We start from the raw sequence: 21619 nt of genomic DNA, 5'->3' as shown, positions 1-21619 counted from the left end.
TAGGCCGCCCCCATGCGCCGATCCACTGGGAATCGGAACTATCCAGGTGCCAACGCCATTACGTGCCGATGCGGCGCAGGATGAGCAGCGGCCCGTCATCCACCTTGCGGCCGGTCAGGTCGATGGCGCAGTCGAGCATCCAGTCGCCATGGCCCTCGGGATCCAGCAGGCGCTGCTGGGCGTCCCACTGCCGCGGACCCGTCTCCTTGAGCAGGGTGTACGCGGGCCGGCGGGCCTGGGGCGTGAGCACCACGCTGCCGTGCTCCTCGAAGTAGGGCGCCATGGCCGCCTCCAGCTTCGCCGCGGTCCACGCCTCGCCCCCCGCGTCCAGACGCAGCAGCGCCACCGCGTCGGCGTAGCGCCGCAGGCCGAGCATGCGCACCAGCCGGTACAGCTCGTTGCGCACGTGCGCCGCGAAGGCCCGGGGATCGTCGGTGAGCTCCTGGGGGCGGCGCTCGGGGGCCTCGGCGCGGGGGAGGAGCGCCTCGCCCGGGTTCTTCAGCCGCTCCCACTCGTCCAGCAGGCTCTGGTCCACGTGGCGGATCATCGCCCGCAACCACTCGATGATGTCCTTGAGCTCGTCGTTGCGGTAGCGCTCGGGGATCGTCTGGGTGAGGGCCTTGTAGCAGTCACCCAGGTAGCGCATGAGCACGCCCTCGCTGCGCTGCAGGCCGTACTCGCGCACGTAGTCGTGGAACGTCATGTACCGCTCGTACATGTCGCGCAGGATGGACTTGGGCCGGATGTTCTCCGCGCCCACCCACGGGTGCTTGTCCGCGAAGGCGTTGAAGGTGGTGTAGATGAAGTCGCGGTTGGGCTTGGGCCACTCGAGCTTGTCCAGCTCCGCCATCCGCTCGTCGTACTCCATGCCCCGCGCCTTCATCTCGGCGATCTTCTCGCCCTTGAGCTCGTGGAGCTGCGCGTAGAGCACCACCTCGGGGTTCTCCAGGATGGACTCCGCGAGCGTCACCACGTCCAGCGCGTACGTCTCCGCCTCGTGGTCCAGCTTGTTGAGCGTGTCCAGGAGGTAGAGCGACAGCGTCTGGTTGAGCGAGAAGTCTCGCTGCAGGCCCGGCGCCACCGCCACGCTCGCGCTCGAGCCACCCTCCCCCTTGTTCACGATCACCAGCCCCGCGTTGCGCAGGGTGCGGAAGCACGCCGCGGCCTCCTTGATGTTGCGCCGCTTGATGTACTCCGAGCCATGCGAGCGGAAGATGAGCCGCACCAGGCGTTGATAGCCCTCGGCGCCGCCCACCATCTCGCTCTGCAAGAGGTTGAGCAGGAAGCCGTGTGTCACCTCGAAGCGGGACTCGAGCGGCTCGGGCAGTCCGGTCTGTAGCCGGTCGAAGGTGTTCTTGTCGTAGTTGACGAAACCCTTCTGGGGCGGAGGCTTGCGCGGCAGCCGCTTGCCGCCCTTGGCCTCCTTCTGGGCGATCTTCACGTTCTCGATGACGTGCTCGGGCGCCTGGGCCACCACGCTGCCCTGGGTGTCGAAGCCCTTGCGGCCCGCGCGGCCGGCGATCTGCTGGAAGTCGCGCACGCTCAGCGTGGCGAGCTTCTCGCCGTTGAACTTGAAGAGCTGGGTGAAGAGCACCGTGCGGATGGGGATGTTCACCCCCACGCCCAGGGTGTCCGTACCGCTGATGACCTTGAGCAGACCCGTCTGCGCCAGCCGCTCCACGAGCAGCCGGTACTTGGGCAAGAGGCCCGCGTGGTGCATGCCGATGCCGTGGCGCAGGAAGCGCTGGAAGTCCTTGCCGTAGGGCGTGTCGAAGGGAGCCTCCAAGAGCGCCTGACGGATGGCCTCCTTCTCCTCCTTGGTGGAGAAGTCCACGCTCATCAGGTTCTGCGCCTGCTCGGCCGCGGCGCGCTGCGAGAAGTTCACCAGGTAGATGGGCGCCTTGCCCAGCCGGATGAGATCCTGGAGGGTCTCGTGCAGGGGCGTCTCGCGGTACTCGAAGTCCAGCGGCACCGGGCGCACGGCGCTGCGCACGCTCGCCACCTCGCGGCCGGTGAACTCCTGGAGCTTCTCCTCGATGAGGTGCGTGTCACCCAGCGTGGCCGACATCATCAGGAACGTGGTGGACGGCAGGGTGATGAGCGGCAGCTGCCAGGCGATGCCGCGCTCGCGGTCCGCGTAGTAGTGGAACTCGTCCATCACCACGTAGTCGGCGCGCAGCATGGCGTCGCGCAGGGCGAGGTTGGAGAGGATCTCCGCGGTGCAGCAGATGATGGGCGCCTCGCGGTTGATGGCCGCGTCGCCGGTGAGCAGTCCCACGTTCTCCGCGCCGAAGGCCTCGCACAGGGCGAAGAACTTCTCGTTGACGAGCGCCTTGATGGGACAGGTGTAGAAGGACACCTTGCCCTCGGCCATGGCCTTGAAGTGCAGCGCCATGGCGACGAGCGACTTGCCCGAACCGGTGGGCGTCTTGAGGAACAGGTGCTTGCCCCCGAGCAGCTCGAGGATGGCCTCCTCCTGCGCCGGGTAGAGGGACAGGCCCGTGGACTCCACCCAGCCGACGAAGCGGGTGAGGATGTCGTCGGAGGCCAGGGGGCCGGCGGAGCGGTCGGGGAGCAGGGCCGCGAGCGGCGCCCGGGGGGTTTCAATCGTCTGCATGGAGAAGGGAAGTCTAGGCGGGTGACTCTCTCGGCCGCCGGGAAAAGTGCATCCCCGCTCGCTGATCTCCCCACATGAGAACACGCCGCGGGGAGGCTGAATCAGCGCACCAGGGAATACACAAAGGGTACATAACTGCACGCTTGCTGAACAGGCATGTAGCTTTGGACCCGCGAGACCGGTTATACCTGCATTCCTATGACCGGCGACAAGCTCGTCTACGCAGGAACCGTCGAAGCGCTCTTTCTCCGAGCCCTCGAGAACCGCCTCACGCCCGCATGCAGACAGCGGCTGGCGGACGCGGGGTTGGATCTCGAGCAGAAGCTCTCTCCCACCTACACCCTCGAGCAATGGAAGCAGTTCCTGCGGATCGCGGCCGACCACGTCTACGCGGGGATGCCCGCGGAGGCGGCGTACTACTCGCTCGGTGAGCGGTTCATCGACGGCTACTTCTCCACCCTCTTCGGGCGCGCGCTGCTCGGGATGGCCCGGCTGATGGGGCCCCGGCGGACGCTGACGCAGGCCCGGCTGTGCTTCCGTACGAGCGCCAATTGCAGTGAGGTGCGAATCGTGGAGCGCGGGGCGACGGAGGTGGAGGTGTGGCTGACGGACATCGGCGCGGATCTGCCGACGTTCGTGGCGGGAGTGCTGGCCCGGACGGCGGAGCTGTCCGGAGGCCAGCGCGTGGTCGCGTTGCCCGAGGGCTTCGACGGCCAGTCCGCCACCTACCACGTGCGCTGGGCCGAGCAGACCGACACCGCCGTGGACGCCGCACTCGTGCCTCCCCCCTCCGTGGGCCGGCAGGGCTCAGAGTCCCAGCCTCCGGCGTAACTGCTTCTCCCGTGGGGCGCACGTGAGCGAGGAGCCGAGCAGCGCTCCCGCCCGTGCTCCCTGACCAGAGGTGAGACCAGGCAAGCGCGGCAGGTGGCCGCCACCGGGGTCTCCCCCTTCGTCACCATGGACATTCCACACTCTTACGGAAGTTCATCACCAGCAGCGCAAACCGCATGCCATAGGAGGAGCTACCTATGGCTTTGTATCTTGCTGGCCTCCGTGCTTTTGACGGGTTGCGCTTCGCGAAGCGTAGGAGGGCACCCGCCTAGGGGATTGCTGTCCGGCTACAAGTACCGACCACTGACGCCCCCTGAATCTCCAGAGTCTGAAGACCAGAAAGTTCACAAGCGGCCTGCCAGTTTCAGGTCTGCTCAGACAGGACGCTCAGGGTTCAATGCCTACTTGGTACACACCAGCGCGGAGGTTCACGGCAGTTCATCCGTGCCGCGGCCCGTACCACTTTCGCCAGTTTTCGAAACTCCTGGTGAGCCTGCATCCCCGCCTCGGCTCACACCAACCCCGACTCCGGCGCAGCCCATTCGGCTACCGACGCCTGTTATTCCTCCGCGCCAAATACCTCCTCTTGGTACTGCTCGGCCTATCACCTTTCCCATGCCATTTTGGGCAAGGCTTGCCTTACTCGTGCTACTGCCGTCAACTGCCCATGCGCCAGAGCACGCCCTGGAGTGCAGTTCGCCTTCATCCCACAAGAATGAGCACCTTGCGGGCCAGAAGCATCCTGTGACAGGGGTTGAATTCAACGAAAAGAGCTATCCCATTTTCGATTCAATCTTTGACGTCACCCTTCCCGAAAACCTTCGTGGCGAAGAAGTGAGTGATACACGACAATTTGACGAATGTGCCTGCGGAGAAGATGGGAGCCTTAGCGGTAGCCGAGTTGTATAGGGGCCGCTGGAAGATAGAGGGAATGTTCGGAGAGTTGGAAGCAGTGCTGGAAAGTGAAGGGCGAAGTCTGGGACAGCCGAAGGCGGCGCTGTTGGCGTTTGGGGTAGCAGTGATGGCGTACAATGTACTGTCGGTGGTGAAAGCCGCAGTGGAAGTCGGCCAAGAAGAGGAAGCCGCCAAGCGTGGATGGCAAGTCTCCACCTTTTACATTGCGACCGAGGTGAAGGCGACCTACAGCGGGATGATGACGGCGGTAGAACCGCAAGAGTGGAGCGGACAGGGAGAAGAATCCGCGGAGCAACTCAGCGAGGTGCTGCTGGAATTGGCGAAGCAGGTGAAACTCTCCACACTGCGCAAGCACCCGCGAGCGGCCAAGAAGAAAGTGAAGAAAGGCTATGTGTCGGCAGAGGAGGCGAGAAAACACGTGGCGACAGCGCGCGTGCTCAAGGGAGAGAAGCCCTGAGCCCAAGGGGACGGCGAAGAAGTGAGACAACCCAGAGGACCAGAGTACCCCAGGGGCGTCCAGCATCGGGCGTTCATGGGGAAGATGTATCCAATGAACGCCCCGATTGGGGCGGTTGGCTACTTCCACCCCGTCCAATTTATCGCGCGGGATGCCTGCCAATCGACCTTGAAAGGGGTGGGCCCTAGACCCTGCCGACGATGAGGCGGGGCCGCCGGAAGCAGCCCGCCCGGCACCGTCCAGCAAGCGCAGCCGACCACGCACGGAGCGCGCCGCGCCTGACAAACAGAGGGGGAGCAAGCGGGACAAACGCGGTGGTTGATCTTGAGAAGAGCGCGCCAGGGCCGGGCAGGCGAAGCTCGGGCCAGTGGAGGCCACCAGGGCAGCACGGCAGCCCCAGCGGGCACCGCGATTCGAGTACCTGCTCGATGACTTGACGGCCGAGCGGGAAGAAGCGCTGAGCGCACGCCCCGGCCCGCCGCTGGCCCGGTTGGCGTGGCTGGTGCTGCGTTACGGACGCACCGGGGAACTGGCCCGGAAGCTGCCGGATTGGGGGGTGCTCTTCTCGCAGGTCCACGCAGACGCCGAGGGAGCCGAGCATCTGGTGGCCGTCATTCGTTACCTGCTGTGGGTGGAGGAGGATGCGGCCATCCACACAGCGGGTCGGCGAAGCGGCTCGCCAGCGAATCCTCACCTGTACGGACCTGGCGACCCTCTACCGCTGGTTCGATCGTTCTCTGAACGCCACCTCCCTCTCCGAGGTGCTGGACGGCCTCGCCCAGTAGGCGGGGACACGGCTCAGGCCACCGCCGAGGGGCACTCCCGGGCCACGGGCAGCAACAGGACGAAGCGGGCGCCGTCCACGTCCAGACGCACGACGCCCTCGAGCCATCGCGCGCCCACGGCGATCTGGGCCTGTCGCGCGGGTTGGGCCGACTCCACCGCGTCCACCGCGTCCACCGCGTTGAGCAACAGGTTCAACAGCACCTGCACCAGGTGCCGGTGGCCCAGCCGCACTCCGGGCAGTTCCGGCGCGAGGCCCATGTGCACCCGGGGGGACATCCAGCCCCGGCCCAGGGCCAGGTGCTCGCCGAGACGAACGCCCACGACAAGGGATTGAATACCCAGACATCTGGGTGAGGCGTGGCGAAGGGATGAGGTTCATCCAATCACGCGAGGAGCGTGACCGCGAACGGCCGGCTTCCCGAGGGCTCTTCGCCCTCTGTCCGCGTTGGATAGGACCTTTCGTCACATCCGCCGTGGCGGCTGTCCATCGGTGAGAAAGCGCCCTGTCCCCCAAGGCGGTCAGGGAGGCGGGCCCTGTGCAATGCCGTGTCAGCGGGCGTGTGCAGTGCCAATCATCTAAGCGTAGGGGGAGTTTTCCATAATGCGTGCCAATGCCGCAACCTATTCCCACCCTCGTGAGGAAGTCGTGAACTTCCGTGCGGGTGATGGCAAGCAACTGAATCTCATCCGAGTCCTAGGCACTCGCGCTCCAGTCAAGGGGCCCGTGATGCTCGTGCATGGCGCGGGCGTACGCGCCAACATCTTCCGCGCCCCCATTCCGCGGACGCTCGTCGATACCCTCGTCGCCGACGGCTACGATGTCTGGCTGGAGAACTGGCGGGCCAGCATCGACGTCGCGCCCAACGAGTGGACGCTCGACCAGGCGGCCGTCCATGACCACCCCAAGGCCATCGAGACGATCGTCCAGAAGACGGGCTGGAACGAGGTCAAGGCCATCGTCCATTGCCAGGGCGCGTCGAGCTTCGTCCTCTCGGCGGTCGCCGGGCTGCTTCCCCAGGTGAAGCTGATCATCAGCAACGCCGTCTCCCTGCACCCGGTGATGTCGCTCGCCACGCACCTCAAGCTGCGCCAGCTCGTTCCCCTGCTCTCGCGGTGGACGCCCTACCTGAATCCGCAGTGGGGCCTCGGCGCCAAGGGTCTGATCCCCCGGGCGCTCACCCTCGCGGCGCGAGCCACCCATCACGAGTGCGACAACACCGTGTGCAAGATGGTGAGCATCATCTACGGCTACGGCCTGGGCCACTCCACGCTCTGGAGTCACGAGAACCTCAATCCGCAAACCCATGAATGGGTGAAGCAGGAGTTCGCCCAGGTGCCCCTCTCCTTCTTCCGGCAGATGCTCGAGAGCCTGCGGGCGGGCTACACCGTTCCCGTCGAGGGCTACCGGGAGCTGCCCCAGGACGTGGCCCTGCGCCGTCCCCAGACGGATGCCCGGTTCGTCTTCATGGCCGGCCGCGGCAACCGGTGCTTCCTCGCCGAGAGCCAGCGGCGCTCCTACGAGGCCATGTCCCGCTACCGGCGCGGCTACCACTCGCTGCACGTGGTGCCGGGCTACGGCCACCTCGATGTCTTCATGGGCAGGAACGCGCCCTGGGACATCTTCCCCCTCATCCAGGCCGAGCTGAACCGGCCCACGCAGGAGCGCGCATGACGCTGGACGAACATGGAGAAATCCGGGACTCCGCTCCCGAGCTCTTCTTCCGCGAGACCATGTCGGGAGGGCTGTCGCTGGGAACCACGGACCCCCGCCAGGGTGCCGCCCGGGGCCGGCGCACGCCTTTCACCTTCCACGCCACCATCCTCGTGGACGACGTGGAGGCCTTCCTCGAGAACCCGCAGCACACGGCCCGGCTGCTGGCCCGTGCCTCCTATGCGCCCCTCGGCCAGGAGCTGCTCGTGGAGCGGGGGCGCTTCAACCTGTTCCGGCCCGCGGACGCACCAGGCAGCCGGTTGATGACCTATGGCCTGCCCTTCGTGAGCGGAGCGCGCGCGTATTACCTGTCGGGCACCAAGACCGTCCGTGACGACCAGGGCTGGGATCTGTGGCGCGACACCACCCGGCTTTCCTGCCGGCTCCACGAGGGCGAGGACGAGCGCGGCCCGATCGTGGGCGCGGGAGTGCTCTCGCTGGGACTGCGGGACGTGCTCGCGATCATGGCGTCCATGGGTTCCCGCCTCCCGGAGCCCATGGGCCTCCAGGTCCGGCTGCGCTTTGGCGAGTTCTTCCTCGGCTCCCTCTGGCGGCTCTACGCCCCCAAGGTGCTGGCCCTCCGCAACGCGGGCCGCCCCTCCATCCCCTTCCCCCCGCGACTGGAATCCCCATGAGTCCAAGACAACAACGACGAGAACATTTCGATGTCATCATCGTGGGGTCTGGCTTTGGCGGCTCGGTGATGGCCTGGCGTCTGGCCGAGGCGGGCCTGAGTGTCTGTCTCCTGGAGCGAGGCAAGGCCTATCCCCCCGGCTCGTTCCCGCGCAGCCCCTATGGCATGCGCCGCAACTTCTGGGATCCCCACCAGGGGCTGCATGGGCTCTTCAACATCTGGTCCTTTCCCGGGCTCGCGGGCGTGGTGTCGAGCGGGCTCGGCGGGGGCTCGCTCATCTACGCCAACGTGCTGCTGCGCAAGGACGAGAAGACCTTCGTGCGCGAGTCTCCCCGCCACGGGGGCTACGAGTACTGGCCCGTCAACCGCGAGGAGTTGGAGTCGCATTACGACGCCGTGGAGAAGATGCTCGGCGCCCAGCGCTACCCGTTCGCTCAGGAGCCCTACCGCCACACCGCCAAGACGATCGCGATGAAGCTCGCCGCCGAGCGCATGGGGCTCAAGAACGACTGGGAGTTGCCACCCCTGGCGGTGACGTTCGGCAACCCCGGACAGCCCCCCGTTCCAGGCGAGCCCATCCACGAGCCCCAGGGCAACCTGCACGGGCGCACCCGCCTGACGTGCCGGCTGTGCGGCGAGTGCGACATCGGCTGCAACTACGGCAGCAAGAACACGCTCGACTACACGTACCTGTCGGCCGCCAAACGGGCCGGGGCGGAGCTGCGCGCGCGCTGCGAGGTGCGCTCCTTCTGGCATGAGCGCGATGGCTATGCCGTCGAGTACCTGGACCATTCCCAGGCCCGGGAGGGCGATCCTCCCCAGGTGCCCCTGTCCGACCAGCCAGGCAGGATCATCACCGCGGACAAGCTCGTGCTGTCGGCGGGCACCTTCGGCACCACGTTTCTGCTGCTCAAGGGCCAGGCGGCGCTGCCGGGGCTCAGCACCCGGCTCGGCACGCAGTTCAGCGGCAATGGAGACATGGTGTCCTTCGTCTCCAAGTGCGTCCAGAAGGGCAACCGGGGATACGAGCCCCGCCTGCTCGATGGGGGCCATGGCCCGGTCATCACCAGCAGCCTGCGCATTCGCGACGCGTCCCAAGGGGGCACCGGCCGTGGCTTCTACATCCAGGACGCGGGCTACCCGGAGTTCGTCAACTGGCTCCACGAGGGACTCAACCAGGCCGCCCTCACGCACCGCCTCGCCCGGCTGGGGCTCCGGCTCGCCCAGGGTTGGCTCGGCTTGAACAAGGACACCGACGTGAGCGCGGAGATCGCCGATGCGATCGGCGACTGCGTGGGCTCTTCCAGTTCACTGCCGCTGCTCGCCATGGGCCGGGATCTGCCCACCGGACGCATGTCCCTCAACGAGGAGGACATGCTGACGGTGGACTGGAAGATGCGCGGCTCGTCGGCCTACTTCCAGCGCGTGCAGCGGACCATGGCCCGGGTGGCCCGCGTGCTCGGGGGAAGGTTCATCCAGAATCCGCTCAGCTACCTCAGCCGCATCATCGTCGCGCACCCGCTCGGGGGCTGCCCCATGGGCCGCTCCGTGGCCGACGGCGTGGTGGACTCCCATGGCGAGGTCTTCAACCACCCCGGCCTCTACGTGGCGGATGGTTCGGTGCTACCGGGCCCCACGGGCGTCAACCCGAGCCTCACCATCGCGGCGCTCGCCGATCGTTTCGCCGAGCACCTCATCGAGCACTCGCGCCACCCCACCCGCTCCCGCGTCCCCGGACACGCGGAGCCAATGGCCCTCCACTGACTGAAGGAAGGCGGCGCCCGGCGAGGGGACCGCGGCTCATTCGTGGACGTGCCGCGCCGCCTCCTCGGGCTCCGCCTCGTGTGACTCCAGGAGCCGCAGGGCGCGCTGCTCGAACAGCCCGGCGCCCTGTTCCCGCGCGATGTGCACGGCCCGCTGGAGGAATTCGCGTGCCCGCTCCTCCTCGCCCAGCGCCCGCCACGCCTGGGCGCCGACGCGGTACACCTCCGCCTCGTAGAAGTGCTCGCCCTCCGACTCCACCCACCGCAGGGCCGCGTTCACCGCGCGCAGGGCTTCCTGGGGCCGCCCCCGCCGCAAGTGCACCTGCGCCAGCAGGCCCACGAAGTAGGGCATCGCCGAGTGCATGCCCACGAGGCGCCACCGGCTCAACCCCAGGCGCATCTGCGCCAGGCTCCCCTCGGGAAAGCCCAGCTCGGAGAGCGCCCAGGCACGCAGCAGGCCGATCTGCATCACCCATTCCACCAGCAGGCGCACCCGGTGCTCGTGCGCGATCTCGAGACAGGCCTCGGCCAGCGCGAGGGTCCCCCGCGCATCGCCACGCATCTGACAGGCCACCGCGGAGTAGAGGAGCACATAGGCACGCGTCAGGGGATGACCGATGCGCTCGGCGAGCGAAAGCGCGTCCCTGCCCCAGCGCAGGGCTTCCTCGTGCTGGCCGAGCACCGATTGAATGACGGCGCCGTGGGCGAGCGCCACCGCCGTGGGATTCAACCAGTGGCGCACGGCCAACCGCATGTGCTCCGCCAGGGGAAAGTCCGAGCACGCCACGGCGCGCTCCGCGCGGTCGAGCGCCTCGCGCATCCGCCCCCAGGTGAAGAGCATGGTGGCCATCATGCGGTAGCCCAGGACGAGTAATTCCTGGTGCCGCTGGCGGGAGCCCACCGCCACGAGCAGTTCGCCCAGGGCGTAGGCCTCACGGTACTCGGCGCGGCAGTAGGAATAGGAGAACGGCCCCCAGTAGGACACCTCCAGGGTTGGCAGCGCGTCGCCCACGAGGGGGAACAGCTCGCGCACCCGGGCGTAGGTGCGCTTCACCTCGGGGGCGCTCAAGCCGCGCACCTGGGTCAGTGGAATGCACAAGGCGGTGAGCAACTGCAGCTCCTGCTGGGTGCGTTGAGGCGTGTCGGGTTGGGTGCCGAGCAGCGTGAGCGCCTGGTGCAGGTGGTTCACGGCCTCCTGGTTCGCCGAACGCAGCAGGGCGCGCATCCCGGCGCTCCGCCAGTGGACGATGGCCCGCGTGGGAACCCCGGCCTCGGTGTAGTGGTGGGCGAGCAACTCCGGTTGGGTCTGCACCACCTTGGGGAACTGCTCTTCCAGGGCCTGGGCGATCCGCCGGTGGTGGTGACGCCGGGGGCCCCGGGGAAGGGATTGGTAGGCGGCCTCCTGGAAGAGGGCATGGCGGAACTGGTAGGCGACGCCCTCCTCCACGTCTTCACTCCGCTGGAGCACACCCGAGGCCACCAGCGCATCCAGGTCGTCGCGCAACGAGGACGGCTCGCGCCGGGTCAGCGACGTCATCAACGTCCGGGTGAAGCCGCGGCCCACCACGGCGCACAGTTGGGCCAGGGTCTTGAGTCGCACCGGCAGCGCATCCAGCCGGGCCAGCAACAACCCATGCAGGGTGAGGGGCAGGGCGGGCACGCTGCCGCCGGCGGCCACCTGACGTGTCAGCTCCTCCACGAAGAGGGGCACTCCCTCCGTCCTCTCCACCAGCAGTCGGACCGTCTCCTCCGGCAGCGCCGTGCCCGCCGCCTCGCGCACCAGACGGGCCGTGAGGGGCGCTGGCAGCCGATTCAACGCCAGGTGGTGGAAGGACAGCCGCTCGGTCTGAAGACGGGGGCCGTCCGCGTCGCGGGTGCTCGCGACGACGAGCATCCGCGCGTGCCCCACCCGGCCGAGCACCGTGTCGAGCAGATCCCGGGTGGAGGGATCCGCCCAGTGCAGGTCCTCCACCAGGAGGAGCACGGGCCGCGCGCGGGACAGGTGGAGCAGCAGCGCCGTGAGCGCCTCGCGGGTGCGCTCCTTTCGCTGCTCCGGCGACAGGGGGAAGCGTGGAGCGGCGCCCCCCGAGGGGAGCGAGAGGAAGGCGGCGAGAAGCTCGCGCTGCTCCTCTTCCAGGCCCCACTCCGTCAGGCGCGCGTCCAGCTCGCGGCGGTTGTCCTGGGGCGAGCCCTCCGGCGCCAGCCTGAGCAACCCCTGCATCATCTCGATGATGGGGTGGAAGGCGCTCTGGGTGAATTGGCTCCAGCATTGGCAACGCAGCAGGGTGCACGAGGACGGCGGTATTCGCTGGCGCATCTCCTGGAGGAGCCGGGACTTGCCGAGGCCCGCCTCACCCGAGAGCAGCACGAAGGAGCCTCGGCCTTCCTGGGCCTCCTTCCAGAAGCCGAGCAGCCGACGCAGCTCCTCCTCGCGGCCCACCAGGGGGGTGAGCGCCCCGGCGGCCAACGTGCGATCGAAGCGGAACACCGTCTCTCGCGCGCGCACCACCCGCCACAGCGGCATCGAGCGCGCCTTGGAAAACCCCTCGAAGGAGCGCTCGCCGAGGGGAGAAGCGTCGAAGGCCGGTCGCACCAGGGCATGCGTGGCCGGGCTGAGGACGACGGTGCCGGGGCGGGCCTGCCGGGCGAGCCACGCGGCGATACGGGGCGCCTCGCCCTGGATGGTGGGCGCGCGGCCATGAAGCTGCGGAAGACTGTCATCCAACACCACCGTCTCCGTATGCAGGCCCACCTGGAGGGTGAGCCCGTTCGCGGAGAGTTCGAGCGCCGCCGCCACGGCGTGCTCGGCGTCCTCCTCGTGGGCCACCGGGTAGCCGAAGCAGGCCAGCACTTCCTCCCCCATGCAGCTCGTGATGGAGCCCCCATGTGCCTGGGTGATCTCCGAGCAGCGCTTGTGGAAGGTGGCCTCCAGCTCGCTCAGATCCTCGGGATCGGACGTCTCGGCCCCCCCCTGCGCGCCCACCAGGAGGCAGGACATCAGCGTCACCGCCCGGCGCTGCGGCACCACCGCCCGGGGTTCCTCGCGCCAGGGACCCAGGCCCTCCTGCAGTTGGCGCAGCCGCGCCAGGAGTTGATGGGCGGAGGGCAGACGCGCCTCGGGCGCCTTCGCCAGGAGCGAGGCCAGCAGGGCCTCCACTTCCTCGGGCACCTCCGGACATCGGGTGCGCACCAAGGGCACCGGCTCGGGCGAGGTGACGTGCTCGCGCAGCACATCCAACCCCTCGTACGGATAGGGCAGATCTCCACACAGCATCTCGTACAGCAGGATACCCGCGGACCAGAGATCACTGCGCGCGTCCTGCGCGCCGCCCCGCCACTGCTCGGGGGACATATAGGCGGGCGTCCCGGCCATGGGCAGGAAGGCCGAGGCGGCGTCGTCGGCGAGACGAGACCAGGCGAGCCCGAAGTCGAACAGCTTCACGCGCCCCTGGGGACTGATGAAGACATTGCTCGGCTTGAGGTCGCGGTGGAGGATGTGGCGCTCGTGCGCGTGCGCCAGACCGGCCGCCACCCCCTCCATCACCTCCAGGGCACGCCGCACGCCTGGCCGCCGATCCCGCCGCAACAGGGACGCGAGCGATTCGCCCTCCAAGCACTCCATGATGAGGAAGGGAATCCGGGGCTCCCACGAGGCGCCCACCCATTCGGCCACGTCGAAGACCCGGATGATGTTCTCGTGATCCAGCCGCGCGATGGCCCGTGACTCCTGCCGCAACAGCTCCAGGGAGGAACCATCGGTTCCGGCCTCCGCCCGGGGCCGGAAGAACTTGAGGGCCACCACGCGCTGCAGCTCCGCGTCGCGCGCGCGGAATACCTGCCCCATGCCCCCCTGCCCCAGCTCTCCGAGGATCTCGAAGCGCCGCCCATCCGAGCCGCCCAGCCGTTCCCCGATGGCTGGCTTGCGGAAGAAGCCGGGGCCCTCGGCCACGGCCCGCAGGAGGGAATCATCGAACTCGGAATCATCCAGCCCGGCGGTCTGGCTTCCTGGCACCGGACTCGAAGAGGGATTGTCGGTGCTGTCCGGGGTCCCATCAGCCATGCCCTACCCCCAATCGGCTTGCCCCCTCCCGTCGAGGCCAGAGCCCCGATGAGTAGAAGGTAGGGGTCCACTGGCCCACGGACCAGCATGCCTCTGGCGAAGGCAGGTCCACGGGCGCCCAGGCGAGTCGGCATGGGACTGATAGGGTCGGCGGCCCCATGAACGTCGAACATCTGCTGGTCCTCGCGGATCCCTCGTCCCCCGCCGTGTCCGCCCTGCGGCGGTTGGCGCCGGGCCTGCGCCTCACCGTCGGCCTCTCCGAGGAGCACCTGGCCCCGGCCATCGAGCAGGCCCAGGTGTTGCTGTTGGGCGCGCAGAAGAAGGAGGTGCTGCGCGCGCTGCTGCCACGGGCCCGCTCCCTGCGGTGGATCCACGCGCTCTCCGCGGGGGTGGAGAACCTCCTCTTCGAGGAACTCATCCAGAGTCCCCTCCCCCTCACCAACTCCAAGGGCGTCTACAGCGGTTCGCTCGGCGAGTTCGCCCTGGCCGCGATGTTGTTCTTCGCCAAGGACTTGCGCCGCCTGGTGCGCCAGCAGCGCGAGGCGCGCTGGGAACAGTTCTCGCCCGTGGAGCTGCGCGGACAGACCCTGGGCATCCTCGGGTATGGGGACATCGGCCGCGCGGTGGCGGAACGGGCCAGGCCCTTCGGCATGCGCGTCCTGGCCTGTCGGCGCCAGCCGTCGCGCAGCGCGGGGGACACGCTCGTGGACGAGCTGTTCCCCCTCGAGCGCGGGCACGAGATGATCGCCGCCTCGGACTACCTGCTGCTCGCCCTGCCCCACACGTCCGGAACGCATCGGCTGATGGGCGAGCCGGAGCTGCGCGCCATGAAGCCGGGCGCCGTGCTCATCAACATCGGCCGCGGGAGCACCGTGGACGAGCCGGCGCTGGTGAAGGCCCTGGAAGAAGGACGCCTGCGCGGGGCCGCGCTGGATGTCTTCGAGACCGAGCCGCTGCCGGCGGGACATGCCTTCTGGCGGCTCGACAACGTCCTGCTCTCACCGCACTGCGCCGATCAAACGCCCACCTGGCGCGAGGACGCCGTGGTGCTCTTCCTGAAGAACCTCGAGCGCTTCGAGAAGGGCGAGCCGCTGCTGAACGTCGTCGACAAGGCGGCGGGCTACTGACGGGCTACATCTCGTCCGCCGACTGCATCACCTTGTCGTCGAAATTCTCGCGGACCCGAACCACGGGGCTCCATCTCGGGACGCACCCGCGCCGGAGCTCGGTCGGCTCGAGGTCCAGCGCCTCATCCTCGAACTCGATGACCGTGCGCCGAGGGCTCTCCGCCGGGAGCGTCGGGGCCGTCTGCTCCGCGCCCTGGGCGAGCACCTGCGCGGACAGGGCGAGTGGGAGCACGGCGAGCAGCGTCTTCATCGAGCGGCCTCCTCGGAGTGTCCCCGCATGATGCGGGAACCCGGGGGCGGCCTCAATCGACTCACTCCGCCAGCTGCTTCTCGTTGACGACCGTGTTCGGAGGACTGAGCGCCACGTGCACCTTGTCCAGCAGGCGCTTCAACTCGCTCATCTCCTCGGCCGTCAGGTGCTTCGCCACCTCCTCGTCCACGCGCCGCACCTCGTCCTCCAGCACCTCCACCTCCGGCCAGCACGCGTTGGTCACCTGGAGCCGAACACAGCGGCGATCCGCTCCCGCCTCGCGCGTCACCAGCCCGTCCTCCTGAAGCCGATCCACCAGCCGGCTCACGGCGGGGGCGTCGATGAGCAGCCGCTCCGCCAGCTGCGCCTGGGTGTGCACCCCCCGCAGGGCGATGACCTTGAGGGCCACCAGTTGGTGCAACGACCGACGCGTCCGCGAACTCAGGCGGCGGACCAACAGCCGGTGCGTGCCCCGGCGCACAGATGCGAGTTGCTCACAGAGACTCATTTGACGTAGACAATGCTTGTGGTCGACAATAGTTGTCAACCGCCGCAACGCGCGGGTTCTTCCGGGGTGCACCCGGACGGCACGCACCGCGTCCAACTTCTCTCCGGGTGTCCTCCCCTGTATGACTTCCCGTCTCGCCCTACTCGTCCTCGCGCTCACCGCGGCCCCGCCCCTGGCGGTGGCGCAGGAGCCGACGGCCGCGCCCCCGCCGTTCCAACCCCAGGTGAATGATCCGATGCTGGCTCCGGTGGAGCCCGCCCCCCGGAGGGTGACGACGTGGCAGGAGGCCCTGGCGCTGGTGCGCGAGCGCTCCACGGACCTGAGGACCGCCGAGGCCAACGTGCAGCGCGCCGAGGGCCGCTGGCGCCAGTCCCTGTCGCTGCTCTTGCCCAACGCGCGCCTGAGCGCGGGCGTCTCGACGGATCTGCTCCACCCGGGCCTCGCCGTGGGCCTCACCGGCGCGCCCATCATCCCCCAGGGCAACCAGCCCATCCCCACGGTGCCGCTGGCGAGCGCCACGGCGTCCCTCTCCCAGTCCCTGGTGGACGTGAGCGCCTGGCGCGGGCTGCACTCGGCCCAGTTCGCCGAGACGAGCGCCCGGGAGAGCCTCAAGGACGTCCAGCGGCGCCTCACCCTGGGGCTCGCCCGCTCACTCGTGGCCACGGTGGCCGCCGAGCGCTCGGCCGAGCTCAACCGGGTCGGCCTGCTCCGGGCCCTCGAGCGGGCGGCGCTTACCGAGCGCTCCTTCCAGCTCGGCGTGGGCACCCAGCTCGACGTGGTGCGCGTGCAGCAGGACGTGGAGATCGCCCGGCAGGCCCTCATCTCCGGAGACGAGCAGCTGCGCCGCACCCGGGAGGCCCTCGGCCTCGCACTCGGCCTTCCCCAGGAGGTGGGTGTGGAGCCCACCTTCCAGCTCCAGGGGCTGGTGGATGAGGCGATCAGTGAGTGCGCCGCCCTGGAGAGCGCCGACAAGCGCTCGGACGTGGAGTCGGCGCGTGCCCAGCTCCACTCGGCCCGGGACAGCAGGCAGCAGGCCACCGCGGGCTACCTCCCCACCCTGACGCTCAACAGCAGCCTCAACGGCTACACGACGTCCGATCCGGCACCGGCGACGCTGACCACCTGGAGCCTCGCCGCCGTGCTGTCCGTGCCCCTCTGGGAGGGCGGCCTGCGGGGTGGGCTCGTGCGCGAGCGCCGGGGCGTGGAGCAGCAGTCGGCGGAGACGCTGGAGAGCACGCGGCGCAACGTGGAGGTGGAGGTGTCACGGGCGAAGCGCAACGTGGGGGTGTCGGAGTCGTTGGTGAAGACCTCGGCCGCGTCGCGGGAGCTGGCCGCGAGGACGGATCAACTCACCCGGCGTGCCTACGAGGTGGGCCGCGGGAGCAGTTTGGAATTGGTGCAGAGCGGCGCGGCGTTGCGGCAGGCGGAGCTGTCGCTGGTTCTGCGTGAATTCGAGCTCGTCCAGGCACGCCTGGACGCATTCTTGACGGAGGCCCGGTGCGACTGGTGAAAAAGGGACGCCCCCTGAAGGCGATGATGATGGGTGTGTGGGGAGCCGCGATGTTGGCGGGGAGCGTGGGATGTGGTGGCAAGCCCCCCGCCAAGCCGCCTCCGCCGCCGCGCGAGGTGGAGGTGGTGCGGCTGGCGCCGGGCGAGGTGCGTGACACCGGGGAGTACCTGGGCACGCTCCTGTCGCGGCAGAGCGTCAACGTGCTGTCGCAGGTGCCCGGCTACGTGCGCAAGATCCACGTGCGTCCCGGCCAGAAGGTGGAGCAGGGAGACGCGCTGCTGGACGTGGACTCGCGCGAGGCGAGCGCCGCGCTCGACAGCGCCCGGGCCCAGCGTGCCTCCTCGGAGGTGAACCTCGAGCAGGCCCGCCGCACGCGCGCCCGCATCGAGTCGCTCTACAAGGAGGGCCTCGCCAGCGCCCAGGAGCTGGAGCAGGCACGGGCGCAGGTGGACGCGCTGGAGGCCAGCACGCGCGCCGCGGCGGCCCAGGAGACGCAGCGCGCGGTGCAGCTGCAGTACAACACCGTGCGCTCGCCCTTCGCCGGTACGGTGGGTGACGTGCTCGTGCGCCTGGGTGACTTCGTGGGCACCACCACCCCGCTCACCAGCGTGGCCCAGGCGGACGTGCTGGAAGTGAGCGTGGCGGTGCCCTCCGAGCGCGCGCGCTCGCTGCGGCCCGAGACGCCGCTCGAGGTGCTCGACTCCAACGGACAGGTGCTCGTCTCCAGCCCCCTCTTCTTCGTGGCACCCCAGGCGGATCCGCGCACGCAGCTGGTGGAGGTGAAGGCCGCCTTCCGCAACACCGTGGGCCTGCGCCCGAGCGAGCTGGTGCGCGCGCGCGTCATCTACTCCACGCGCAGCGCGCTGCAGCTGCCCGCGCTCGCCGTGCTGCGCCAGAGCGGCCAGCCCTTCGCGCTCGTGGTGACGGAGAAGGAGGGGAAGACGGTGGTGAACCGCCGGCCCATCCAGCTCGGCGCGCTCGGCGCCATGGCCTATGTCGTGGAGGAGGGCCTGCAGCCGGGAGATCGCGTGGCCGTCAGCTCGCTGCAGGCGCTGCGCGATGGCTCGCCGGTGAAGGTCAAGGAGCCGGCGCCCGCGGCGCCGCCCGCCCAGGCCGAGAAGGCCATCCCAGCCAACGGCGGCGGTGCCGCCGGGGGCAGCCGCTAGTCACACCCGTGGAAGCCGGGCGCGCCCCAAAGGGACGCCGCGCCCGGCTTCCGCCGAGAGAATGAGGGCCTCACCGCCGTGTTCGTCGACTTCTTCATCCGCAGACCCGTCTTCGCCGCCGTCTGTTCCATCCTGCTGACGCTGGCGGGGGTGGTCGCCTTTCCCACCCTGCCCATCTCCCAGTATCCGGACCTGGCGCCGCCCCAGGTGACCGTCACCAGCACCTACGTCGGCGCGAGCGCCGAGGTGGTGGAGAGCGCCGTCACCATTCCGCTCGAGCAGGAGATCAACGGCGTGGAGGGCATGCGCTACATGTCCTCCACGAGCAGCAATGACGGCACCAGCTCCATCACCGTCACCTTCGAGCCCACGCGCGACATCGAGGTGGCGGCCGTCGACGTGCAGAACCGCGTGAGCCGCGCCGCCTCGCGCCTGCCCTCGCTGGTGAACCAGACGGGCATCGTCGTGAACAAGGCCTCCAGCCAGATGCTCCTGACGGTGGGTCTGTCCAGCCCCGACAACCGCTACGACGCGAAGTTCATGAGCAACTACGCGGACGTGAACCTCAAGGACGCCATCAAGCGCGTGCGCGGCGTGGGCGAGGTGCGCATCTTCGGCGAGCGCAAGTTCTCCATGCGCCTGTGGCTCAACCCCACGGCGCTCGCCAGCCGAGGCCTCACGCCCCAGGACGTGACGCGCGCCCTGCAGGAGCAGAACCTCCAGGTGGCCGCGGGCCAGGTGGGCCAGCCCCCCTCCGCCACCGAGCAGCCCTATCAGATGGCGGTGCGCGCCCATGGCCGGCTCATGGAGCCCGAGGAGTTCGCCGAGGTGGTCGTGCAGCGCGGCACGGACGGGCGGATGGTGCGCGTGAAGGACCTGGGCCGCGTGGAGATGGGCGCGGAGAACTACGGCACGCTCCTGCGCTTCAACGGCAAGCCGGGCGTGGGCCTGGCCATCTTCCAGCTGCCCACCGCCAACGCGCTCGACGTGCGCGACGGCGTCTACCGGGAGCTGGAGCGGCTGAGCAAGCAGTTCCCCCCGGGACTCGAGTTCAAGACGGGCACGGACACCACGCTCGCGGTGCGCGCCTCCATCAACGAGGTGATCCACACGCTCATCGAGGCCATCGCCCTCGTCATCCTCGTCATCTTCCTGTTCCTGCACGGCTGGCGCAGCGTGCTCATCACCGCCATCACCCTGCCGGTGTCGCTGGTGGGCACCTTCGCCTTCGTCTACCTGATGGGCTTCTCCATCAACACGCTCACCCTGTTCGGCCTGACGCTGGCCACGGGTCTCGTGGTGGACGACGCCATCGTGGTCATCGAGAACATCGAGCGGCTCATGGCCGAGCGGGGCCTGTCGCCCTTCGAGGCGGCGCGCGAGGGCATGAAGGAAGTGGCGGGCGCGGTGGTGGCCATCTCCATCGTGCTGGTGGCGGTGTTCGTCCCGGTGGCGCTGTTCCCGGGCACCACGGGCGCCATCTACCGCCAGTTCGCGCTCACCATCGCCGCGTCCGTGGGACTGTCCACCTTCTGCGCCCTCACGCTGACGCCCGCCCTGAGCGCGCGTCTGCTGCGCCACCACCACGGGGAGAAGTGGGTGTTCTTCCGCATGGTGGACAAGGCGCTCGACTGGACGCGTGACACGTACAGCCGCGGCCTGCACGCCGTGCTGCGCTACCCCCTGCTCATCCTCGTCGCCTTCCTCCTGTGCATCGCGGCCACGGGGCTGCTCTTCCGCTCGGCGCCCACCGGCTTCATCCCGGACGAGGACCAGGGCTACATCATCGTCTCCATCCAGGGCCCCGAGGGCATGTCGCTCACCCAGACGGAGAAGGTGCTCATGGACGTGGAGAAGGTGCTCAAGGAGCAGCCCGAGGTCATCACCATGTTCGCCATCGGTGGCTTCTCCATGCAGGGCAACGGCTCCAACTACGCCACCGTCTTCACCCTGCTCAAGCCGTGGGAGGAGCGGCTCGGCAAGGATCAATCCGTGGCGGCGCTCGTCGAGCGGCTGCGCGGGCCGTTCAGCCGCATTGGCGGGGCGCGCGTGCTGCCCTTCCAGCCTCCGGCCATCCGCGGCGTGGGCAGCGTGGGCGGCTTCCAGTACATCGTCCAGGACACCGCGGGCACGCGCACGCTGGACGAGATCGCGGCGTCCACGCAGGACCTGGTGGTGAGCGGCAACGAGGAAGGCCGCCTGCGCGGCGTCTTCAGCTCCTTCAACGCCGACACGCCGCTGCTCGACGTGGAGGTGGACCGGCAGAAGGCCAAGGCGCTCGGCGTGCCCGTGGAGCAGATCTTCAGCACGATGCAGATCTACATGGGCAGCCAGTACGTCAACGACTTCAACTACGCCAACCGCACCTACCGCGTGTACATGCAGGCCGAGCAGCAGTTCCGCGACACGCCCGAGGACATCGGCTCGTTCTACGTGCGCAGTGACAGCGGCGCGATGATTCCCCTGGAGTCGCTGGTGAAGGTGACGCCCACGGTGTCCGCCCAGGTCATCCGGCACTACAACCTGTTCCGCTCGGCGGAGATCAACGGCCAGGGCGCGCCGGGAGTCTCCTCGGGCCAGGCGCTCGAGGCGATGGAGTCGCTCGCCCTGGAGCGGCTGCCGCAGGGCATGAGCGCGGAGTGGACGGGCATCAGCCTCGAGCAGAAGGAGAGCGGAGGCCAGACGGTCATCATCTTCGCCCTGGGCATCCTGTTCGTGTTCCTGGTGCTCGCGGCGCAGTACGAGAGCTTCACCCTGCCCTTCGTCATCATCCTGTCGGTGCCGCTGGCGATCATGGGCGCCATCGGGTTGCAGCTGGCGCGGGGCTTCGCCAACGACGTGTTCTGCCAGGTGGGACTGGTGATGCTGGTGGGTCTGGCGAGCAAGAACGCCATCCTCATCGTGGAGTTCGCCGAGCAGCTGCGCGCGAGTGGCAAGAGCGCGGCGGACGCGGTGGTGGAGGCGGCGGCGGTGCGCTTGCGGCCCATCCTGATGACGTCCATCGCGTTCCTGTTGGGCGTGGTGCCGCTGATGACGGCCACGGGCGCGGGCGCCGCCTCGCGCAACTCGCTGGGCACGGCGGTGTTCGGCGGAATGCTCGTGTCCACGGTGGTCAACTTCCTCTTCATCCCCGGCCTGTACGTGTTGATGCAGCGGCTGCGGGGGGAGACGAAGCCCGAGTCCGAGCCGCACCACGGGGAGCCCGTCCTCCCCGCTCCGTCGCCCTGAAGCACGGCCGACGGTTGGAGTTTCCCCGCCGCGTCCTCTCCTCACGGAGGGGGCGC

Annotated in this window: 13 protein-coding genes and 2 pseudogenes; 10 read left to right on the top strand and 5 right to left on the bottom strand. The window is 68.8% G+C overall.

Features of this window, described 5'->3' with window-relative positions; translation table 11 throughout:
- Positions 1–58: 58 nt before the first annotated feature.
- The gene (locus D187_RS38010) at positions 59–2617 is read right to left on the bottom strand and encodes a DEAD/DEAH box helicase (protein ID WP_002630295.1); all 2559 of its coding nucleotides are present in this window, start codon (positions 2615–2617) and stop codon (positions 59–61) included.
- A gap of 198 nt (positions 2618–2815) precedes the next feature.
- On the opposite strand from D187_RS38010, the gene D187_RS38005 reads away from it, so the two are divergent.
- From D187_RS38005 to D187_RS59650, 3 genes and pseudogenes are all read left to right on the top strand, one after another.
- Complete coding sequence (locus D187_RS38005; RefSeq protein ID WP_002630293.1) at positions 2816–3448, top strand: DUF2378 family protein; 633 nt, start codon at positions 2816–2818, stop codon at positions 3446–3448.
- Positions 3449–4343: 895 nt separating this feature from the next.
- Positions 4344–4820: pseudogene (locus D187_RS38000) on the top strand (IS4 family transposase); the annotation flags it as partial.
- 406 nt (positions 4821–5226) lie between these two features.
- Positions 5227–5605 (top strand): annotated as a pseudogene (locus D187_RS59650) (Rpn family recombination-promoting nuclease/putative transposase); the annotation flags it as partial.
- 13 nt (positions 5606–5618) lie between these two features.
- On the opposite strand, the gene D187_RS37995 reads toward D187_RS59650, so the two are convergent.
- Positions 5619–5927, bottom strand: coding sequence for a hypothetical protein (locus D187_RS37995; protein ID WP_002627420.1), 309 nt, complete (start codon positions 5925–5927; stop codon positions 5619–5621).
- A 406-nt stretch (positions 5928–6333) separates the two neighbouring features.
- On the opposite strand from D187_RS37995, the gene D187_RS37990 reads away from it, so the two are divergent.
- The 3 genes from D187_RS37990 to D187_RS37980 are packed head-to-tail and all read left to right on the top strand — an operon-like array spanning position 6334 to position 9715.
- Positions 6334–7278, top strand: a complete 945-nt coding sequence (locus D187_RS37990) for an alpha/beta hydrolase family protein (protein WP_245591928.1) — start codon at positions 6334–6336, stop codon at positions 7276–7278.
- A complete protein-coding gene (locus D187_RS37985; RefSeq protein WP_002627422.1) occupies positions 7275–7952 on the top strand; it encodes a hypothetical protein in 678 nt (225 codons plus the stop codon). The genes D187_RS37990 and D187_RS37985 overlap by 4 nt, the downstream gene beginning before the upstream one ends.
- Positions 7949–9715 (top strand): GMC oxidoreductase, encoded by a 1767-nt coding sequence (locus tag D187_RS37980; RefSeq protein ID WP_002627423.1) that lies wholly within the window; start codon positions 7949–7951, stop codon positions 9713–9715. The genes D187_RS37985 and D187_RS37980 overlap by 4 nt, the downstream gene beginning before the upstream one ends.
- A gap of 36 nt (positions 9716–9751) precedes the next feature.
- Here D187_RS37980 and D187_RS37975 read toward each other — a convergent pair whose 3' ends face one another.
- A complete protein-coding gene (locus tag D187_RS37975) occupies positions 9752–13774 on the bottom strand; it encodes a protein kinase domain-containing protein (protein ID WP_051256719.1) in 4023 nt (1340 codons plus the stop codon).
- Between the two features lie 158 nt (positions 13775–13932).
- On the opposite strand from D187_RS37975, the gene D187_RS37970 reads away from it, so the two are divergent.
- On the top strand, positions 13933–14901 hold the full coding sequence (locus tag D187_RS37970; RefSeq protein WP_002627425.1) for a D-2-hydroxyacid dehydrogenase: 969 nt from the start codon (positions 13933–13935) through the stop codon (positions 14899–14901).
- Positions 14902–14905: 4 nt separating this feature from the next.
- Here the strand turns inward: D187_RS37970 and D187_RS37965 are convergent, their stop codons facing one another.
- Both D187_RS37965 and D187_RS37960 read right to left on the bottom strand, forming a co-directional pair.
- Entirely contained in the window at positions 14906–15151 is a 246-nt protein-coding gene (locus D187_RS37965) for a hypothetical protein (protein WP_002627426.1), read from the bottom strand.
- Positions 15152–15212: 61 nt separating this feature from the next.
- Positions 15213–15572, bottom strand: coding sequence for a MarR family winged helix-turn-helix transcriptional regulator (locus D187_RS37960; RefSeq protein ID WP_002627427.1), 360 nt, complete (start codon positions 15570–15572; stop codon positions 15213–15215).
- Between the two features lie 208 nt (positions 15573–15780).
- On the opposite strand from D187_RS37960, the gene D187_RS37955 reads away from it, so the two are divergent.
- From D187_RS37955 to D187_RS37945, 3 genes are all read left to right on the top strand, one after another.
- Complete coding sequence (locus tag D187_RS37955; RefSeq protein WP_002627428.1) at positions 15781–17169, top strand: TolC family protein; 1389 nt, start codon at positions 15781–15783, stop codon at positions 17167–17169.
- Complete coding sequence (locus D187_RS37950) at positions 17157–18335, top strand: efflux RND transporter periplasmic adaptor subunit (RefSeq protein ID WP_002627429.1); 1179 nt, start codon at positions 17157–17159, stop codon at positions 18333–18335. Before D187_RS37955 ends, D187_RS37950 begins: the two co-directional genes overlap by 13 nt.
- A 78-nt stretch (positions 18336–18413) precedes the next feature.
- Positions 18414–21563 (top strand): efflux RND transporter permease subunit, encoded by a 3150-nt coding sequence (locus D187_RS37945; RefSeq protein WP_002627430.1) that lies wholly within the window; start codon positions 18414–18416, stop codon positions 21561–21563.
- Positions 21564–21619: the final 56 nt, after the last annotated feature.

The organism is Cystobacter fuscus DSM 2262 (assembly GCF_000335475.2).
GTDB classification, from domain to species: Bacteria; Myxococcota; Myxococcia; order Myxococcales; family Myxococcaceae; genus Cystobacter; species Cystobacter fuscus.
The sequence above is the reverse complement of the archived record's forward strand: the minus strand, read 5'-3'. Positions and strand labels throughout refer to the sequence as shown.